Annotated in this window: 19 protein-coding genes; 2 read left to right on the top strand and 17 right to left on the bottom strand. The window is 29.3% G+C overall.

Annotation, left to right across the window (positions count from 1 at the left end; genetic code table 11):
* Window positions 1–18 precede the first annotated feature (18 nt).
* The 3 genes from iolG to KTC94_RS06115 all read right to left on the bottom strand — a co-directional run bounded on the left by iolG (window position 19) and on the right by KTC94_RS06115 (window position 3,038).
* On the bottom strand, window positions 19–1,032 hold the full coding sequence (gene iolG / locus KTC94_RS06105; protein ID WP_216304652.1) for an inositol 2-dehydrogenase: 1,014 nt from the start codon (window positions 1,030–1,032) through the stop codon (window positions 19–21).
* A gap of 40 nt (window positions 1,033–1,072) precedes the next feature.
* Entirely contained in the window at window positions 1,073–2,125 is a 1,053-nt protein-coding gene (locus tag KTC94_RS06110; RefSeq protein ID WP_220320517.1) for a zinc-binding dehydrogenase, read from the bottom strand.
* An 85-nt stretch (window positions 2,126–2,210) separates the two neighbouring features.
* Complete coding sequence (locus KTC94_RS06115; RefSeq protein ID WP_220320518.1) at window positions 2,211–3,038, bottom strand: sugar phosphate isomerase/epimerase; 828 nt, start codon at window positions 3,036–3,038, stop codon at window positions 2,211–2,213.
* Window positions 3,039–3,313: 275 nt separating this feature from the next.
* Here KTC94_RS06115 and KTC94_RS06120 point away from each other — a divergent pair, with 275 nt between their 5' ends.
* Window positions 3,314–3,958, top strand: a complete 645-nt coding sequence (locus KTC94_RS06120; protein WP_216304111.1) for an AraC family transcriptional regulator — start codon at window positions 3,314–3,316, stop codon at window positions 3,956–3,958.
* Window positions 3,959–4,326: 368 nt separating this feature from the next.
* On the opposite strand, the gene KTC94_RS06125 is transcribed toward KTC94_RS06120, so the two are convergent.
* The 14 genes from KTC94_RS06125 to KTC94_RS06190 all read right to left on the bottom strand — a co-directional run bounded on the left by KTC94_RS06125 (window position 4,327) and on the right by KTC94_RS06190 (window position 16,469).
* A complete protein-coding gene (locus KTC94_RS06125; protein ID WP_220320519.1) occupies window positions 4,327–4,818 on the bottom strand; it encodes a hypothetical protein in 492 nt (163 codons plus the stop codon).
* 218 nt (window positions 4,819–5,036) lie between these two features.
* A complete protein-coding gene (locus KTC94_RS06130) occupies window positions 5,037–5,483 on the bottom strand; it encodes a PTS sugar transporter subunit IIA (protein WP_258876465.1) in 447 nt (148 codons plus the stop codon).
* Between the two features lie 27 nt (window positions 5,484–5,510).
* Window positions 5,511–6,926, bottom strand: coding sequence for a PTS fructose transporter subunit IIC (locus KTC94_RS06135; protein WP_253198271.1), 1,416 nt, complete (start codon window positions 6,924–6,926; stop codon window positions 5,511–5,513).
* 287 nt (window positions 6,927–7,213) lie between these two features.
* On the bottom strand, window positions 7,214–9,148 hold the full coding sequence (locus KTC94_RS06140; RefSeq protein WP_220320520.1) for a BglG family transcription antiterminator: 1,935 nt from the start codon (window positions 9,146–9,148) through the stop codon (window positions 7,214–7,216).
* A gap of 367 nt (window positions 9,149–9,515) precedes the next feature.
* Window positions 9,516–9,674, bottom strand: a complete 159-nt coding sequence (locus tag KTC94_RS06145) for a nucleotidyltransferase substrate binding protein (RefSeq protein WP_258876466.1) — start codon at window positions 9,672–9,674, stop codon at window positions 9,516–9,518.
* A complete protein-coding gene (locus KTC94_RS06150) occupies window positions 9,622–9,816 on the bottom strand; it encodes a hypothetical protein (protein WP_220320521.1) in 195 nt (64 codons plus the stop codon). Before KTC94_RS06150 ends, KTC94_RS06145 begins: the two co-directional genes overlap by 53 nt.
* A 227-nt stretch (window positions 9,817–10,043) precedes the next feature.
* Complete coding sequence (locus KTC94_RS06155) at window positions 10,044–11,798, bottom strand: lipopolysaccharide assembly protein LapB (protein ID WP_220320522.1); 1,755 nt, start codon at window positions 11,796–11,798, stop codon at window positions 10,044–10,046.
* A gap of 20 nt (window positions 11,799–11,818) precedes the next feature.
* Complete coding sequence (locus tag KTC94_RS06160) at window positions 11,819–12,187, bottom strand: hypothetical protein (protein ID WP_220287005.1); 369 nt, start codon at window positions 12,185–12,187, stop codon at window positions 11,819–11,821.
* Window positions 12,188–12,372: 185 nt separating this feature from the next.
* A complete protein-coding gene (locus tag KTC94_RS06165; RefSeq protein WP_220320523.1) occupies window positions 12,373–12,576 on the bottom strand; it encodes a hypothetical protein in 204 nt (67 codons plus the stop codon).
* Window positions 12,577–12,843: 267 nt separating this feature from the next.
* A complete protein-coding gene (locus KTC94_RS06170; RefSeq protein ID WP_220287007.1) occupies window positions 12,844–13,236 on the bottom strand; it encodes a nucleotidyltransferase substrate binding protein in 393 nt (130 codons plus the stop codon).
* A complete protein-coding gene (locus KTC94_RS06175) occupies window positions 13,217–13,522 on the bottom strand; it encodes a nucleotidyltransferase domain-containing protein (RefSeq protein WP_220287008.1) in 306 nt (101 codons plus the stop codon). The genes KTC94_RS06170 and KTC94_RS06175 overlap by 20 nt, the downstream gene beginning before the upstream one ends.
* Window positions 13,523–13,980: 458 nt before the next feature.
* Complete coding sequence (locus KTC94_RS06180; RefSeq protein WP_220320524.1) at window positions 13,981–15,072, bottom strand: hypothetical protein; 1,092 nt, start codon at window positions 15,070–15,072, stop codon at window positions 13,981–13,983.
* Window positions 15,073–15,074: 2 nt separating this feature from the next.
* On the bottom strand, window positions 15,075–15,773 hold the full coding sequence (locus tag KTC94_RS06185) for a DUF998 domain-containing protein (RefSeq protein ID WP_258876468.1): 699 nt from the start codon (window positions 15,771–15,773) through the stop codon (window positions 15,075–15,077).
* Window positions 15,774–15,863: 90 nt separating this feature from the next.
* Window positions 15,864–16,469, bottom strand: a complete 606-nt coding sequence (locus KTC94_RS06190) for a sugar O-acetyltransferase (protein ID WP_220287010.1) — start codon at window positions 16,467–16,469, stop codon at window positions 15,864–15,866.
* Window positions 16,470–16,910: 441 nt separating this feature from the next.
* On the opposite strand from KTC94_RS06190, the gene KTC94_RS06195 reads away from it, so the two are divergent.
* Entirely contained in the window at window positions 16,911–18,263 is a 1,353-nt protein-coding gene (locus KTC94_RS06195) for an APC family permease (protein WP_220320525.1), read from the top strand.
* Window positions 18,264–18,370 lie beyond the last annotated feature (107 nt).

Consider the following 18,370-nt stretch of genomic DNA (forward strand, 5'->3'; position numbering starts at 1 on the left):
AATTAACACCCCTCATAATTAAAATTTAATTTCAGATAATTTAACTGGTCTGTTCTCATGTAATGATTTTGTAGCAGCTTCACCAATTAATACAGCTTGTAACCCATCTTCACCATCTACAGGTGTATCTGTATTATTTACAATTGCGTCAATAAATTCTGTTACTTCCTGCGCATAAGCCTGCATATATCTTTCTAGGAAGAAGAATAATGGTTTTTCTCCTGTAACACCATTTTCATTTGATATTACTGCCGATGAAGTGCTATCATTTGCTATTGAAACCTGACCTAATGATCCAAACACTTCAGCCCTTTGATCATATCCATAAGCTGACTGCCTTGAGTTATCAATTACTGCTAAAGTTCCGTTTTGCATCTTTAATGTTATAATAGCTGTATCAATGTCCCCAGCTTCGCCTATAGCGTTGTCTATCAATACATTACCGAGTGCATAAACTTCTTCAACTTCACTATCTAAAAGATATCTAGCCATATCAAAATCATGAATTGTCATATCTAAGAACATGCCACCAGAAATCTTCACATAATCTATTGAAGGTGGCTCAGGATCTCTTGAAGTTATTTTCAAAATATGAGGTTCTCCAATTTTTCCACTAGCAACCGCATTCTTAATTGATTTAAAGTTGTGGTCAAATCTTCTATTAAACCCTACTTGATACTTAACCTTAGATTTACCTAATTCATTAATGACTTCTTTTATTCTAGTTAAATCATGATCAATTGGTTTTTCACAGAAAACATGCTTTCCTGCTCTTATTGCTTCTATTGAGATTGGTGAGTGTGTATCTGTTGAGGAGCAAATTAATACTGCATCAATTTCTGGATCTTCTAATATTTTTTTATAGTCAGTATATACCTCAAGTATTCCCTTACTCTTTGCCCATTCTCTTGTAGCATCGTTTAAGTATGCATCAGCAATTGATTTAATTTCAGCATTTTTAACATATTTTGATATACTTTCTCCATGTACCTTCCCAATTCTTCCTACACCAATAATTCCAACCTTTAACATATTGCCCCGTACCCCCTCTTAATCAGCATATGATACTTGTTTATACTTGTAAATTTATCGCAATTTTAATATTATCTGATATTTTTAATCCATCAATAAACTCTTTTTCAACGTCGTCCAATGGTATTGTCTCAGTAATTACTTTTGAAATATTTTCACTGTTCTTCTCTATTATTTGTATTGCTTTTTCAAATCCTCCTGTACCGCCAATACTGCCATAAACACTTAATGCTTTTTTAATAACTGTTCCAAAATCTAAATCAATATAGTTCTGATGACCAATGCATATGACAGTTCCACATCTTTCAGCTAGAATAAGTGCTTTCTTAAACGCTTCTCCACTTCCAGTAGCCTCAATGATAAGATCATAACAATTATTTGACTCCCCTATACTATCCTTAAAATCCATGTTAACTGTATTTACATTAGAAAAATCAAATGAAGAAATCAACTCTAGTTTCTTGCTTTCTATATCTGCCACTGTAATATTAGGGATACCTATCTCTCGTAATACAAATAATGACATCACGCCTATCCCGCCGGCACCTAGTACCAAAGCATTATTAATTTTTTTTAATTTTGATTTTTCAATTCTGTTGGTTATTGCTTGTACAGCAACAGCCATAGGTTCTGCTAGAACAAACGCCTTATGTTTGCTAATTTTTGGGCAATGATAAATATACTTCTCATTTTCAATAATATATTGTGCACATGCTCCGTCAATTGTTATACCTCTTTTTTCTACATTGTCACATTGATTTTTATTCTCTTTACAGAGAGTACATTCATCACAATAGATAGAACAATCTCCAGTTACTAAATCTCCAATATTCCAATTTCCTTTTACATTTTCCCCAATAGAACTTATTTTTCCTACCCATTCATGTCCCAAAATGATGGGATAACTATGTGGACCTAAGTATTTTCCTTCATATAGTTTTATATCGGAACCACAAAGGGCTACATAATTAACCTTTATGAGTATTTCACCATCCTTGATTGGGTTCAATTTTATTTCTTTAACTTCTATCTTTTGGGGACCACTTAACATTACAGCTTTGTTTTTAAAAAGCTCCGTTTTTTCTAAAACCATATTTATTACCCTCTTCCTTTATTTGTTTATTTGTTTTGAGACCATCTATATATCCTTTTATATCTAATAATGCATTCCCACTATACTAAAAACTATCGATTACATTAGTTAGGTACTCTTTACTTTCCTTTAATGCCTTATCACACATTTCTGAATGGTTATATAACTCTACACTTACATAATCTTCATAGTTATATTTCTTTAGGATTTCAAACACCTTTTGAAAGTTTATATCTCCTTCTCCAGGTATTTGATGATAATGTACCTTATTCTTAATATCTTCTATATGAATATGGCGTGTATATTGCAAAGAATTTTCTAAAGCTCCATAAAAATCATTTTCACAGCAATAAACATGTCCAATATCTAAATTCAACCTAAATCTTGGATTATTTATCTTTTTAATTAATTCTACTGCAACCGCTGATGTACCGACAAAAAAATTAGGTTCTGGTTCTATTGCTAGTATTATTTTGTCATCTTCTTCTAATAAGGTATCAATTCCCTCACAAAGATACTCCATAGCTTTTTCTTTATCCATACCTTCTTTTAATTTTCCACTTGCAAAATTTAAAACAGGTACTTCTAAATATTTAGCTACAGCTATTGATTTTTTTAACAAATCAATTCTTTTTCTTCTGCCCTCCTTTTCAGTATTTATTAATGATGGTTCAAATGGTTCAGAACTTAATAACTTATCAGCGCCAGTAGCAATACATACGATATCTATATCTATATCTTTGCATATTTTTTTTACTTGCAATAATCGCTCTCTACTCACGTTTAATGGATTAATATGGTTATCGTGAAATGACATTTCTAAGCCATCGTAGCCAAAATTCTTTACCTTGTTGATGGCTTCAATCAACTCCAGTTTTCTTAATCCATTAGTGTTGTAACTTATTTTAGGCATACACAATCACCTCTTTCTTAGTTCCACTCCAATAAATAATTACTAATTTTTTCATTTTTTTCCTCCTCTTGATAATATTATGTACATTCATATTGCTATTGGTATAGTAACTGCTGATAACCCTTACCGTCCCTCTTCATTATGATAGGGAACAATTTTATTTACATTTTTTATTGTGTTGATATTGATTATCGTTCTTATTTACATTATAATGGTTTTAAATTAGATTTTTTTAACATTATTACTATATTTTTTTAAAATATTAAGGAGATGCTATGAAAAATTTACTCAATCACACAGAACTTGCCTTAAGCATTAAGAATAATAACTTAGAAAATGCCAATATGATATATATGAAAAAGGTAAAAGTACTTTTAGTATTATCCAGTAATACAAATGAATTAAGGAAACTGCTCTACTCAATTAACATCTTTATATACACCTATTTCTGCAACAACAATTCCATAACCTTGGAGGATTTATGCTATAAAAATCTTAATCTTATGGACAATTATCACTTAAAGGAAGATTTAATTTCTTTAGGGAAATCAATTATTAAGAGCTACATAAAAGCCATTCATCATGATAAATCAATATCAGAAAACGAAATTATAAAACATGCTTTGATCTATATTCATTCAAATATTGAAAAAAAGATAACCTTACAAAAAGTTGCAACTCACATTCATATAAGCAGAAACTACTTGTGTTATCTTTTTAAAGAGAATACTAGTTTTAAATTTTGTGAATACATAAACATATGTAGAACAAATGTAGCAAAAAATTTCTTAGACAACTCATCCTATCCACTAGATGTGATTTATTTTAAATCTGGTTTTAATAGTCAAAGTCATTTTTGTACTACATTTAAGAAATATGTGAATGTTTCCCCCAATGAATATAGAAAAAGAACGCGGTAGTAGACTTAAACATTAATATCTCATAATAAAATAGGCAGAATTTTATTGCATTAAATACAATTATCGTAAAATCTAAATAGAAAAGTAAATAAGAGGGGAATAGATATAACTATTTGTTCTTGCTGTGGCAGGGTGAAATGATTACAAAAGAGGAGAAAGATTTAATCTCCATAGTAGAGCTAACGCGGGATCGTTCAATAGCTCGTTTCAGACATTGAGCAACTTTCGTAGCTATCATCCCTTAAGTATATACTTAAGGTGATAGTTTTTATCGGCTCAACATCTGAATCCGAACCTGGTCATTTCATAACATTTTTATATATTAATATCGTTGCAATCGCGATAATTAGTTGGTTGATAATTTATTTTTATATCCACTTTTCATCGTCTGAAATCCATTCCATATTTATTAGATCAAAAGATCTTATATCGTCATGTAAACATAAGTACGAAGGAATGTTGATTTTTGTTCCAATAATTTTCTTCCACATTTCCGAGAACCATCTAATAAGTTCAAAAGAATCTTCTTCATAGGCATCGATCCCTACTTCCTCATAATGCTCGATCTCATCATAAGAAAATATATGTTCAACTTCTTGAAGCAAATCATATCCTCCTGAAAAATAAATATCTCCATCAATTTTTTCGTCATGGAAAAATTCATTAGCGTCTCTTGTCATAGAAAACATACGGATATAAAATCCAGATGTAAAGCCTTCATTAAAAATTTCGAAGTCCAAAACTTCGATTTCTGGATGAAAATTAAAATTTGATATCTTCATTAGTTCATCTGACAAAGCACCAGAAAGTTTATCAAGGTAGTTTCTCACTTTATTTCTATACATATATATATCTGACATCTTTATCAACTCCTTCTATCCACAATATTTTTCAATACTTCCATATTGCTTTATAGCCATTTTAGCAATCTTATCAATTGTAGTTTCCTTAGATTTTAAACGTTCAATAAATTCGTTATATTTATCTATACTCCCCCCCGCTTTTAATTATATCGTTATTATTATATAAAAAAGCTATGAATTTAGAAATTTTCTACATTCATAGCTTACTATTTTACTTATCCCTCTGTATTGTGATTTAATAATTCTTCTATAACTTTTTTATCTGTTGCATTTACTATTTCTTCTTTAATGTCATCGTCCATTAAGCTTATAGCAAGTCTTTGAAGAATCTTTAAGTGTTCATTCTTTCCATCTTCCGGTACTGCTATTAGGAATACAATGTTTACCGGCTCATCATCAAGACTTTCCCATTCTATTCCACTTGAACTTTTCCCCACAACAACTGTTGGTACTTTAACCCAGGCTGACTTTGCATGTGGAATAGCAACTCCATCACCTATTCCTGTTGTTGATATTGATTCTCTTGCATTAACATCTTCTACATATTTATCTACGTCTATTAATCTTTCATCTATTAAGTTTGCTAAATGTTTTATAGTTTCAAACTTTTCAGATGTATTTAAATCTAAATCCATATATTTCACATCAAATAATTTACTCATATTTTTTCTCCTTGTATTCCTTATTTTTTAAGCTTTTTGCTCTTTTCTTATTTTCATACCTTTTAGATAGTTAATCATTAATGCTGTAACAATTGAACCTACAATTATTGCTATTAAAAACATTAATATTCCGTCAATACCACCCATTAAAGCAACTATTGGGCCACCGTGTGGTACTCTATCAGCAACTCCACCTAACATAGCTATGTTAGCACCAACTATTGAACCTACCATTAATGATGGTATAACTCTTAAAGGATCAAGTGAAGCAAATGGAATTGCTCCTTCTGTTATTCCACAAAGCCCCATTGCAAATGCTGCTTTACCAGCATCTAATTCTTCACTACTGTAGTATTTCTTTTTTAAGAATGTTGCAATACCCATTCCTATTGGAGGAATTGCTATTGCTGCTGCAATAGGACCCATTATTTCTGGATTGCCTGCTGTTATCATTGAAACACCAAATAAGAATGCTGTTTTATTTACTGGTCCACCCATATCAAATGCGACCATTGCACCTAATATAGTAGCTAAAATTACTGAACTTGTGCCCGACAAACCTACTAGAAAACTTTTTAATGCTTCAAATGTTATTGTTATTGGTCCACCTACAACTAATATAAATACTAATCCCGTTACCAATGTTGATATAATTGGAATTACTATTATCGGCATTATTGGCTTAATCATGTCTGGAACTTTAATTGATTTTAATCCCTTAACTATATATCCAGCTAAAAATCCTGTTACTATACCGCCTAAAAATCCAGCATTCGCTTCTGACCCATAAAAAGATCCATTCGATGCAATATATCCACCAATTAGTCCTGGTACTAAACCTGGTCTATCACCTATTGAATACGCAATAAATCCAGACAATACTGGTACCATGAATAGGAATCCTGCTCCACCTATCTTCTCTATAATTTTCCAAAATGATTCATCTGGTATTACAAGTCCTGCATTAGTAGGTTTTCCACCAAATGCAAGTGCCATTGCTATTAATAGTCCTGCAACAACTACAACTGGAATCATATATGAAACGCCACCCATTAAGTGCTTATAAAAAGTTGGTTGCTTAGATTTTAATTCCTTCTTACTTTCATCAACACTCTTCATCCTTTTTTCTTTCTTCTTTTCTACTTTTCCATCTAAAAACATTTGTATTAGAACATCTGGTTCTTTAATAGCTCTAGTTATTGGACACTCTATCATTGGAAGCCCTTCAAATCTTTCTAAACTTACTGCTTTATCAGCTGCAATTATTATTCCATCAGCTTCTCTTATATCTTCTTCTGTTATTACATTTTCTGCGCCCGTTGCTCCTTGAGTTTCAACTTTAATTTCTACTCCCATTTTCTTTGCCATCTTACTTAACTTTGCTGCGGCTATATAAGTATGTGCAATTCCAACTGGACATGATGTAACTGCTAATAATTTCATATCTTTCATCCTCCGTTTACTTTATTAATTAAGAAACTTCAAATGCTTTATTCATTTCTTGTCTTTATTATATATTGGATGTAAACATATTCATAGATACACTTTTTCCTGTTATAGCGGAAATTAAATATCTACTTTTAGTTAATTACAATTCTTTTAAATCATCATCTTAGATGCTGCAAAAAGAAAACTTCAGAAGGAGATTTATCCTCCCACTGAAGTTTTCTTTTTGTTATAACACGGAGCTCCTACTTATAGAAATGAGAGGCTTTCCTTCTGAAATGTCGTTAAAATTTGCTTATTATCTTATTTAATTCTTCAAAATCATTACATTTAATAATATTTTTCACAACTTCAATGTCTATAATATTTTTATATAAATGCTCTAAACAATTTTTCCATTCATACCTATCTTTAACCGCCATACCTATAAGTAAAACTAATTGTACTTGTTCTTTACTCCAAGTAATTCCCTTCCTTAATACGGCAACAGCAATAAAAGACTCATTTATGTCCTCGCTCATATGATGTGGCACCGCAACTAATTCGCCTATTTCTGTACTAGCTATCTCTTCTCTTTTAAAAATACTCTCTCTTACATTTTCATTTATATACTCTCTTTTAATTAGTTCTTTTGTCATAAAATCTAGTAAATCGTCTCTATTACTAGCCACAACATTCTTAAAGAATAAATTTTCTTTAAGTTTACTTACAAGACCATTTGTATTATTAATGTTATTGTCTATCTTTTCTTCAATTAGCTTAATTTCTTCACTATCTAATAAGCTTTTAATATATATAACCTTATCTAATCTAATATCTAAAGGAACTGTAGATATTATTAAATCTGCTTTTTCTATTACGTCATCATTTAATTCATATCGCGGAATAGTATCTACGATATTTAACCTATTTTTAAAATGGGATTCTAACTTTACTTTAAGAAGCAGAGATGTCCCAACACCTGTTGTACATACTATTATGACTTTCTTTGCAGTAGATTCTCTGTTTTTATTTTTTCTTTCAATGGCTGCTGCAAAATGTAGAGCAATAAATCCAATATCATCTTCTGTTAAATTAAGGTCTGTTTCCTCTTTAATAATCTTGTTTGCGAGAAGTGAAAGCTCTAATGCAAAAGGATAGTTATTTTTTATTACACTCAGCATAGAATTTTCTACCCTAATTCCATATCTCGCTCTATTTATTGATACTTTAAGATGATGACCTAAGAAATTGATAAGTATATTATCATTAGTAAAATTGATATTAAAACTATTATTTATTGATGCTAATATTTTTCGTAGTATTGCATCTTCCTCTACATAATATTCTTCTGTTTCTTTGCTTGTTTCCATATGACTACTTGCCATTATATGTTTAGTCAGATATAACATTTCCTCTTCGATTAAATCAATTCCAAATTCATCCTTTATTTCATTACATATACTTTTAGCTATCTTAATTTTTGATTCTCTTTTTAACTTTTTTCTAATATCCGCATCATAAGAAATATTTTTATGATAATAGTTTCTAATAATCATTATTATTAAATAAGATTGTATATCTCTATATGCTATGTCCGATAATCTAAAATTAAATTTAGAAATATTATTTTTAATTATATAATTTATATACGTATTTTTTTCTCCTAAAATTTTCTTTATTTGGAAATGCATATTATTTTTTATTTCTTTATTACTAGCTAAAACATATCTATTGATGCAATAACGTATATTCTCTTCACTTCCAGTTATTTTAATTCCCTTATTACCAATCTTCTCTATATCAGCACTAAATTTTACTAGAGTATTTTTTGCAAGTTTAATATCATTCTTTAATGATGATAAACTTACATATAATTCATCTGCGAGTTCAATTTGAGTTATTCCTTCCATTCCTTTTAACTCATTTATTAATAACCTTGTTATTATATATTCTGCCCTTTCTATAGCTGTTAAATTATTAGATATATCCTTTTCTTCGTTCTCACTTAAGAACTCCTTAAATGTTTTCTCTTTAAGAATTTCAATTCTATACCCTCTTGATTTTTCAGATAAAATAATTGCACCTTTATCTTCTAATATATAGTTTAATTCCTTTATATCACTTCTTATAGTTCTAGATGATACGCCTAATGTATTACAGAGATATTCTCCAGTAACTATCTTATCAACACATAATAATATGTGTAAAATCTTTTGCAATCTTAAATTACATATCATGTTTACCACCCTTATATTAATATTTAATTGTTTTTTATTCCTCTCATTCTTAATCTTCTAAAATGTATACTTTTTATACATGATAACATATCTATTACACCTCACAAATTATATTATACCAAAACCCATCTTTATAATATCTCTAATATAAACATATTCAAATTTACACTTTTCCCATAAATCAGTATATTAAGATAATAAAAAAAGAACCTTCCAAACATTTGTTTTGTTTGCTTTGGTTCTTTTTTTATCTTAAATATAAAGATAAGTCATCTTCTATATAAAACAATTTCACAAAATTAAATGACGTTCTTGCTTCGCGACATCTCATTAATATGTTTGCAAAAAAGCTTTTAAATTATTAAATTCACTTCATAACTTTCCAACTTTGCTCAAATGTAAATTCAAATCTTTGAATAATTCCATCAATAATTATATCATCTGTAATATCCTTTTTTAATGCTTCGTCCAATCTAGCTAAGGCTTTTACAAAATCGCTTACTTTTTCGCCTAATCTCTTTCCCATTGTATATAACAACCCCTTCCTTTAATATATTCTTTATTAATTCTTCTTTATTTAACTCATTAAATGATAATATATCAAAACTTAAAGGCGTATTTATTCCCCTTATATCCATATTAATATTAGCTAATGTCAAGTGCATCATTCCTGCTCCAACTATACAAATATCTATATCTGAATTATATTTATTATTTTAGCACATATAAAATTATTTAAAACTAAAATATTGAAAAACACTTGAAAATAATAAACTATAAAAAGCTTTTAGGTGAATATATGAATGCTTTAATAACTTTTACACTATTGACTACATTCATTATTTGGTACTGGGCATAAATCACGTTAATTAAATTTTCTATCCATAAAAGATTTTTAATTGCATAACTTAATAGCAAAGGGCATTTCTTTTGTTCCATCAAGATTCGACCAACTACCAATGTACTCCCCGTTTGAAAAAATCTTCCCTTTGAATACGCCTGTAATGTTTTCATTATTATCCAACTCATTCATGGTAACATTATTGTCCATATCATAAACGCCTTTAAGTATAATGTCCGTTTTATACTTATCATAATAATATGTTCCTGAAACCTCATTGCTGTTAAAAAAAAGTTTCATATGAACATTTAGATTCCTATTTATCGCCCCACTCATAGATAACTCTTTTTGATCTAAATAAGATTCTTTTACTTCCCCATTGCTGTTATTATTCAACTTATTTGCTAAGGATACCTTTAACGCTATATTATCTTCTGCAATATTGCTATTAATTGTACTCTTCAATTTTTTAGCATCAGCACTCTTACTATCCAATTTTAAAAGTTCATTTATATATTTCTCAGCGTTATCATATTCCTTGCTACTTATAGCCTCATTTGCCAATGTTACATTTAACTTTATAAATTGTTTTTTACATTCTTCTATATTTTCTTGTGCATTAGAATAAAATTCAACATTTCCTTTTGTTATTTTATTGAAGTTTTCTATACTAATTAAGTAATCTTTATCATTCATTAATTTTCTACCAAATTGATAGTGTGTCTTATCTATTAGTTTTTTACTATCTTTATATTTCAATATTTGCTGCAACTGCGACAATGCTTTGTCAAATTCATTGCTTTTTAATAGCTCAGTTCCATATCTATAATGTGTTTCCTTAATTTCTTCATCAGCATTTTTATAATGTAGTAAATTTTCAAATATTAGTAATGCTTCGTTATACTTTCCATCGTTTAATAACTTTATTGCATTTCCATATTGTTGGTTTTTTATTACCATTGGTTTTATATACCTAATAGATGCAAAAATAATAAAAAATAATAATATTGTCAATAGAGAACTAACTTTAGCTGTTTGAATCATTTTGTATTTTTTCTTTTGTGCTATATCTTTTTGAATTTTAATTTGTTCTTCTCTTTCTTCCTCATCTCTTTGTTTTTCCTTTTTCACTTTTAACCTTATTTTTTCTTGGTAAATTTGATAATCATTATAGGACTTTTCTAAATACACTTTATTGATAATATCAAACTGCCATGTTTTATCTCGTCCACATCTGCAACACGCTAAGTTAGAGATATTATTTAATCTTCCGCAGCAACATAACCAACCTAACCCTTCTAAAGTTTCTGGAATGAACTCAATACCGAAAGAATTCCCTTCTAATTTAATTCTTTTTAATTCGCCGATTAACATGTCCCCTAAAACATTTATCCTAGTTCTTTCGGTTATTTTATTTAATTGACATTCTTTATTTATTTTCTTAATATCTCCATTTTTATAAACAACTTTTTGAACATGTATGTTAACTTTTCTTACATTTTTATTTATAAGTGGTACAGCCACATTTTCACCAAAAGTATTATTGGGTTTTACGTCCAAGTCTTGATAAGAATGTATAATGATATTATTGTTTTCATTCATTTTATCTCCAGCATCATCAAAACATTCAACTGAAATATATACTGATGAAATATTTTCATTTGATATATTACATATTTTCAACTGAAGAACAACATTATCGTAAGTAACATCATAAAGTAAAGAACCGTTAATTATTTCTATTGGCCAATCTTTAAACCAATAATTAAGATCTATATACCTGATATTTGTATATCTATTTCCAGCCATTATTGTCCCCCCCGGATTTATTAAAGTGGTGGTAGAGTATTATTTAAATTATCGTTTTTAGGTCCACTATTTTCGTTTAAACCCTCTAAAAGATTGATGATTCTCTCACTTTGCTTTATATTGCTGATTTTATCCAAATATCCAATCATAATGAAGCTAACTCCAAGGATAGCAAACATTGTTGCTAAGACAAAAAAAGAAGTTGCCCTAGTTCCATTAATAATATAATTGTATGCATCTCCTCCAACATAAGAATTTTTAGTTAAAGATGACACATCACTAGAGTAATAGTTTGTAAGTTTATCATATCCTAGATAAATCATAACTGATGACACAATGAACATAACTGCAGATAATAAATTCCACTTTTCTTGCTTACTTTTATTCATTTCTAATACTTCCCTTCACTCAAAACATATTATGAGGTCCCTCGAATAATATTTAAATATATAAAATAAATTATAACGACTATCTTAATACTATTTATAAGTAATTCTCAATATGCCATATATTACACCATACTAATATTTAGAAGCTAAAAACTTAGAATAACTTGGAGATGTGTTGGGGGGGGTTATTGCTTAATATATGAATCTATTTTTAAAAACAAAGCGAGATGTCCACCACTTAAATAATCACATATTTTCGGATTTGGCATTAGTTCAATCAATCCCTGCTTTATTCCCCCACTAAATGTCTCATCATCCTTGGATAGAATCAGTAATACTTTCCCATCGAGATATGCAAAATCATTTCTACTGCCTCTATTTAAATTCAATAAGTCTATCATTGGGCTACATATATGGCGCTCCTTCGATTAGTCAATCTATGAAACACTATCTCAAATAATTCTTGCATATACCCTTGCTCTTCTTCTGTGCATCAACATAAATCAGTATATTAATGTAATAAAAAAAGAACCAGAGCAAACATTTGTTTTGTTTGCTCTGGTTCAAGTTTATTTTTCTTAAATATAAAGATAAGTCATCTTCTATATAAAACAATTTCACAAAATTAAATGACGTTCTTGCTTCTCGATATCTCATTAATATGTTTGCAAAAAAACTTTTAAATTATTAAATTCAGTAATATAACTTTTTCTAATTCGCTCAACTATATTTCTAGCTATTGTTTCATCATACATATGTGATGTTCTATTCCTATCTAACATCATTTCGATCCAAATTTCCCCATCAACAATTATCCTATGCTTATATGCTATCTTAATAGTACTCCGTGGAGATATTGCCTCGTCTATTATACCCTGTTCTTCTAAATACGACTTCATAACTTTCCAACTTTGCTCAAATGTAAATTCAAATCTCTGAATAATTCCATCAATTATTATATCATCTGTAATATCCTTTTTTAATGCTTCGTCCAATCTAGCTAAGGCATTTACAAAATCGCTTACTTTTTCACCTAATCTCTTTCCCATTGTATATAACAACCCCTTCCTTTAATATATTCTTTATTAATTCTTCTTTATTTAACTCATTAAATGATAATATATCAAAACTTAAAGGCGTATTTATTTCGCTTATATCCATATTTATATTAGCTAATGTCAAGTGCATCATTCCTGCCCCAACTATACAAATATCTATATCTGAATTATATTTATTATCGCCCCTCGCTCTCGAGCCAAATAATATTACTTTTTCAATTTCTTTATACTTTTCAAAAATTTCTTTTAATTTAACAACCAATTTTTCATCAATCATTTTATTATTACCTTTCTAGATATATTTCTTGAATTTTATGCATTTTTTAGATACTAGTTTTCACCATATTTATTATTTTAGCACATATAAAATTATTTAAAACTAAAATATTGAAAAACACTTAAAAATAATAAACTATAAAAAGCTTTTAGGTGAATATATGAATGCTTTAATAATTTTTACACTATAAACTTAAAAACTATAATGGGTATTCTATAAATGTCATCAAATTATATTTTACGAAGAACTGAAGTTACAGCCTTCTAACCGCCTTGCTACTACACTATTGACTAACAGTTCTTCTAAATGTTAAGACCATTTTCAACTCAATTGTAACTTGTGACGGTAAATATTTCACTATAGTTTCATGCATTGTATAAGCAAATTTTTCTCATATTAATAGAACGCAGGTAAAATTTCATCAATACATAAAAAATAAGGTTTATCTATATTTACCTCTATTTAGTAAAAAATCCGGATACATAATAAAATAGGATATTTTTTCTCTTTGTATAAATATCAACATTGTTTATTAATTTAAAAGTTTTATTGTTAATACTGTAAACATATAAATATTCTCCATCCTTTGAATAAAGCTTATCATCTTTAATACTTATTTGTCCCAAATTGTTTTCAAGAGTTACAACATCTTGTTCATTAGTCCCGGGGTCATATATAGTAATTTTATTTCCTTGCATTTGAACTAAATCATAATGAGATATTATTAATTTATTTTTATAATTTAATATTTGAAATGGATACCTTTCTTTAAGCTTTATGTTTGAAACAGTTTTATTTTTAATATTAAATTTACTTAAATTATAGGATCCTCGCTCAGTATCAGATACTTCATATTGGTTAGTAAAATAAATATCATCACCTATTTTAGTTGAGTAATTGTGGCCTTCACCACTTTTACTTATATCTATTATATCTGTAATCTTAAAACTTTTTGTATCAATTAAATACAAATGAGATTTATTTCCATCGTTATCTTTCTCCATTGCAAAAGCATATAAAGTACCATTATACAAGTCAATACGGTCAATATAAATCCCTTCCTTCGATATTGTTTTTACATTTCCCGAACGCTTATCATACCAACTTATTATGGATTCATTACTTAAAGTGTTTGCGCTGTAGATTGCTTTATCATTAACAGCAAAACTATTTATACCGTGCTGCTTCATATCATATGTTTTATATTTACTAGTTTCAGTATTATATTCCATAATTACAGTTAACTCTTTCTGATTACCTATTCCTTTTGGAACAACATACATATTCTTACCATACATTCTTGGAAGGTCAAATGACGAACCCATGGACCCTAATTTAATTTTTTGTGTTCCAGTTTTTTTTAAATCTTTATTGTAAAAAGTTAAGTTGCTTTTATTATCTTGTTCAGTTGTTTCAATTACTCCTATGTTAAAGTCTTTATTAGAAGTTGCTTTCTCTCTAAATTGTTTCATATGGACTAAAAAAAGTAATACTAGTACTGATAACATTGATGCTATTATTAATATAAATGGTGATTTGAACTTACGCATAATCACAATTTCTCCTTCACCATAAACTTATAAAATACCCCCACTTTTAAATCTGAGGTATCCAAATAACTTTTCTCATCTTTATTGAAAGTATAATAATAGGATAGTGTAAACATCATAAATTGCAAGGAATAAATAACCAATCGTTCTGTTAATCCTAAAATATTAAGTCTCATACCCATTCCTATGGGATTGGTTGCTCCTGTTAGTGTTATAACAATGGACATTATTAAAACAAACCTTCCGAGTTTTTTTATTTTTTCTTGCTTTAAGTATCCAACTGCAAGTATAAAACAGGATGAAATTGTAGTGAACATTACCACAACTGTTACTACGATGTGCATCCTATTTTGAAAATTCATAACCGTTTTATCACCCGTCAATGGAAAAATGCTATAGCCAACCATGGAAACAATCTGCATAATCATCATCACAACATATCCTACTCGTGTTACCAAGTGATATTTTCTAAAAGATTTAATGATAAGTCCTGCCACAAATAAAATTGTGCAAATACCATATACACTTGTAAAAAATTTAAGGATTACAGCATTTGGAGCACCAACTGCTGTTAGAGAACTAATATCTGTTGTAATGGCATTATATTGTTTCCATAGCAAGTTTCCAATAATAGTATGTAGCATATATCCAATTACACCAACCATCCCCAGTGGCATAGATATTTTTTCAATTTTTTTCATTGGTTACACCCTCCCGATATTATCTTATTATTACATAACAAATTTATTAATTAATTATAATATTATTACCGTATACTGGATATTAAAAAATTACAGTAAGCTTAACTTTGAATCTTTTTCTGTAATTAATCTTATTGGCTTGCACGGATTACCGTATGCAATATAATTATCTGGGATATCTTTTGTAACAACGCTGCCAGCGCCGATGACTGCGTTATTTCCAATATGAACACCGCCACAAACCACCACGTTGCAAGCAATCCAAACATTGTTTCCAATGTAGATTTCCTTTGCGTATTCGGACATAGACACATGGCCATCCATATATTTCATGGCACTTCTCTCTTCCGAAATGAGTGGATGTGATGATGCCATGAGGGAAACGTTAGGTCCGAACATAACATTATTACCAATATAAATTTTACCATCATCTAAAATCGTGGTATTAAAGTTCGCAAAGAAATTCTCACCGATGAACGTATGACACCCATAATTAAATTGTATAGGGCCTTGGAAATAATATTTTTCTCCTATTTTTCCGATAAATTCTTTAATAATTGGCAGACGACTTTCATCATACTCTTCAAGCAAATTGAATTTCTGACAGAGAATATGTGCCTTATGCTTAATATCTCGAAGTTCTTTCGTACGGGCATCAAACAGCCTGCCCGCAAATATTTTTTCTTCTTCTTTCATAGTTTGCCTCCTAAAAATAATAGATTTAATTCACAGAATATAAAAGATTCATACGTCGTATCTTTTTACAACTTTGTCATAAAATATATATTTAATCATACCATAATTACCATGAATTATGTATATTTACAATTCTTTAAAAATGGGTAATAGCCTCAATATGAAAGTAACTCAATTGATATTGTGTTACTTTCAGAATATCAATACACTCTTAATAAAGTAAACCAATATCTAATGATATGAGCTGTCGCTTTGCTACCTTTTTTCAGGTTGCTGTCCAGGCCCCTTAGGCGATAGTATTTATCAAAATACAAATTTGAAGGATATACAAAGATGTAAATATTGGCAACAATAATATTGGTTTTATCCCTATAAAAAAGTAAAATATAATGATATAATCAATTATCTGAAAATTATAAATTACGAAAGGAATGGTTAATTATGAAGCCAAAATTAGAAAAAAAGTACGGGCTAATGACTGCAATAGCAATGGTTGTTGGCATCGTAATCGGCAGTGGTGTTTTTTTTAAGGCAGAAAAAGTATTAACTGCAACTGGAGGAAGTCTTCCACTAGGTATTTTGGCTTGGATTATTGGCGGTATTATTATGATTTCTTGCGCCTATACTTTTGCTGTAATGGCAACTAAATACGAGAAAGTAAATGGTATAGTTGATTATGCAGAAGCTGCTATGGGTGAGAAATATGGATATTATGTTGGCTGGTTTATGGCACTAATTTACTATCCAACATTGACATCGGTTTTATCATGGGTTTCAGCTAGATATACCTGCGTATTATTGGGATTTCCAATTACAGGTGGAGAGTGTATGACTATCGCATGTCTATATTTGATAGGTAGCTATGCTTTAAATGCATTATCACCAGTTTTAGCTGGTAAATTTCAAGTTAGTACAACTATTATAAAACTAATCCCACTGATTTTAATGGGTATAATTGGGACAATCGTAGGTATCAATAGTGGTATGACTATGTTTAATTTTACAACAGTAGTAAAAGAAGTAAATACTACGAATGCATTATTTACAGCAGTTGTTGCTACAGCTTTTGCATATGAGGGTTGGATTATTGCTACAAGTATCAATGCTGAATTAAAAGATGCAAAGAGAAATCTTCCACTTGCTCTTATTGGAGGAACTTTTCTAATTATGGCTGTTTATATTCTTTACTACATAGGACTAGCTGGAGCTGTAACAAACGAAGTTATGATGAAAGGCGGAGAAGCTGGAGCTAAATTGGCATTTCAAAAAACATTCTCCTCTACATTTGGTTCTCTAATATTTGTATTTGTTATTATTTCTTGCCTCGGAACTTTAAATGGATTAATGCTCGGATGTACTCGTGGTATTTATTCATTAGCAGCAAGGGGCTTTGGACCAAAACCAAAAATATTTAAACAAATAGATAGTGAGACTAATATGCCAACAAATTCATCTATACTGGGACTACTTCTTTGTGCTATATGGTTATTATACTTCTATGGCGCTAACTTAACAAACCCTTGGTTCGGATTCTTTTGTTTTGATTCATCAGAATTACCTATAGTTACTATTTATGCATTATATATTCCTATTTTTATTATGATAATGAAAAAAGAAAAGGATCTAAGCTCATTTAAAAGATTCGTAATGCCTATTATTTCATTAGCAGGATGCATATTCATGATAATTGCTGCTTGTTTTTCTCATAAAATGGCAGTTGTTGCATATCTAATTATCTTTGCAATTATAATGGCTATTGGTTCTATGTTTTCGAACAAAACAGAACTTAATTAGAAGCTAATATCTAATTAAAAGATGTTGTAATGAAGATAAGTTTCTAATCACGATTATTGATATACCATATTAACAAATAAGCAGAAGCCACTTCCTTTCGGAAGTGG

The organism is Clostridium sp. CM028 (assembly GCF_030585565.1).
Taxonomy (GTDB): domain Bacteria; phylum Bacillota; class Clostridia; order Clostridiales; family Clostridiaceae; genus Clostridium_AD; species Clostridium_AD estertheticum_B.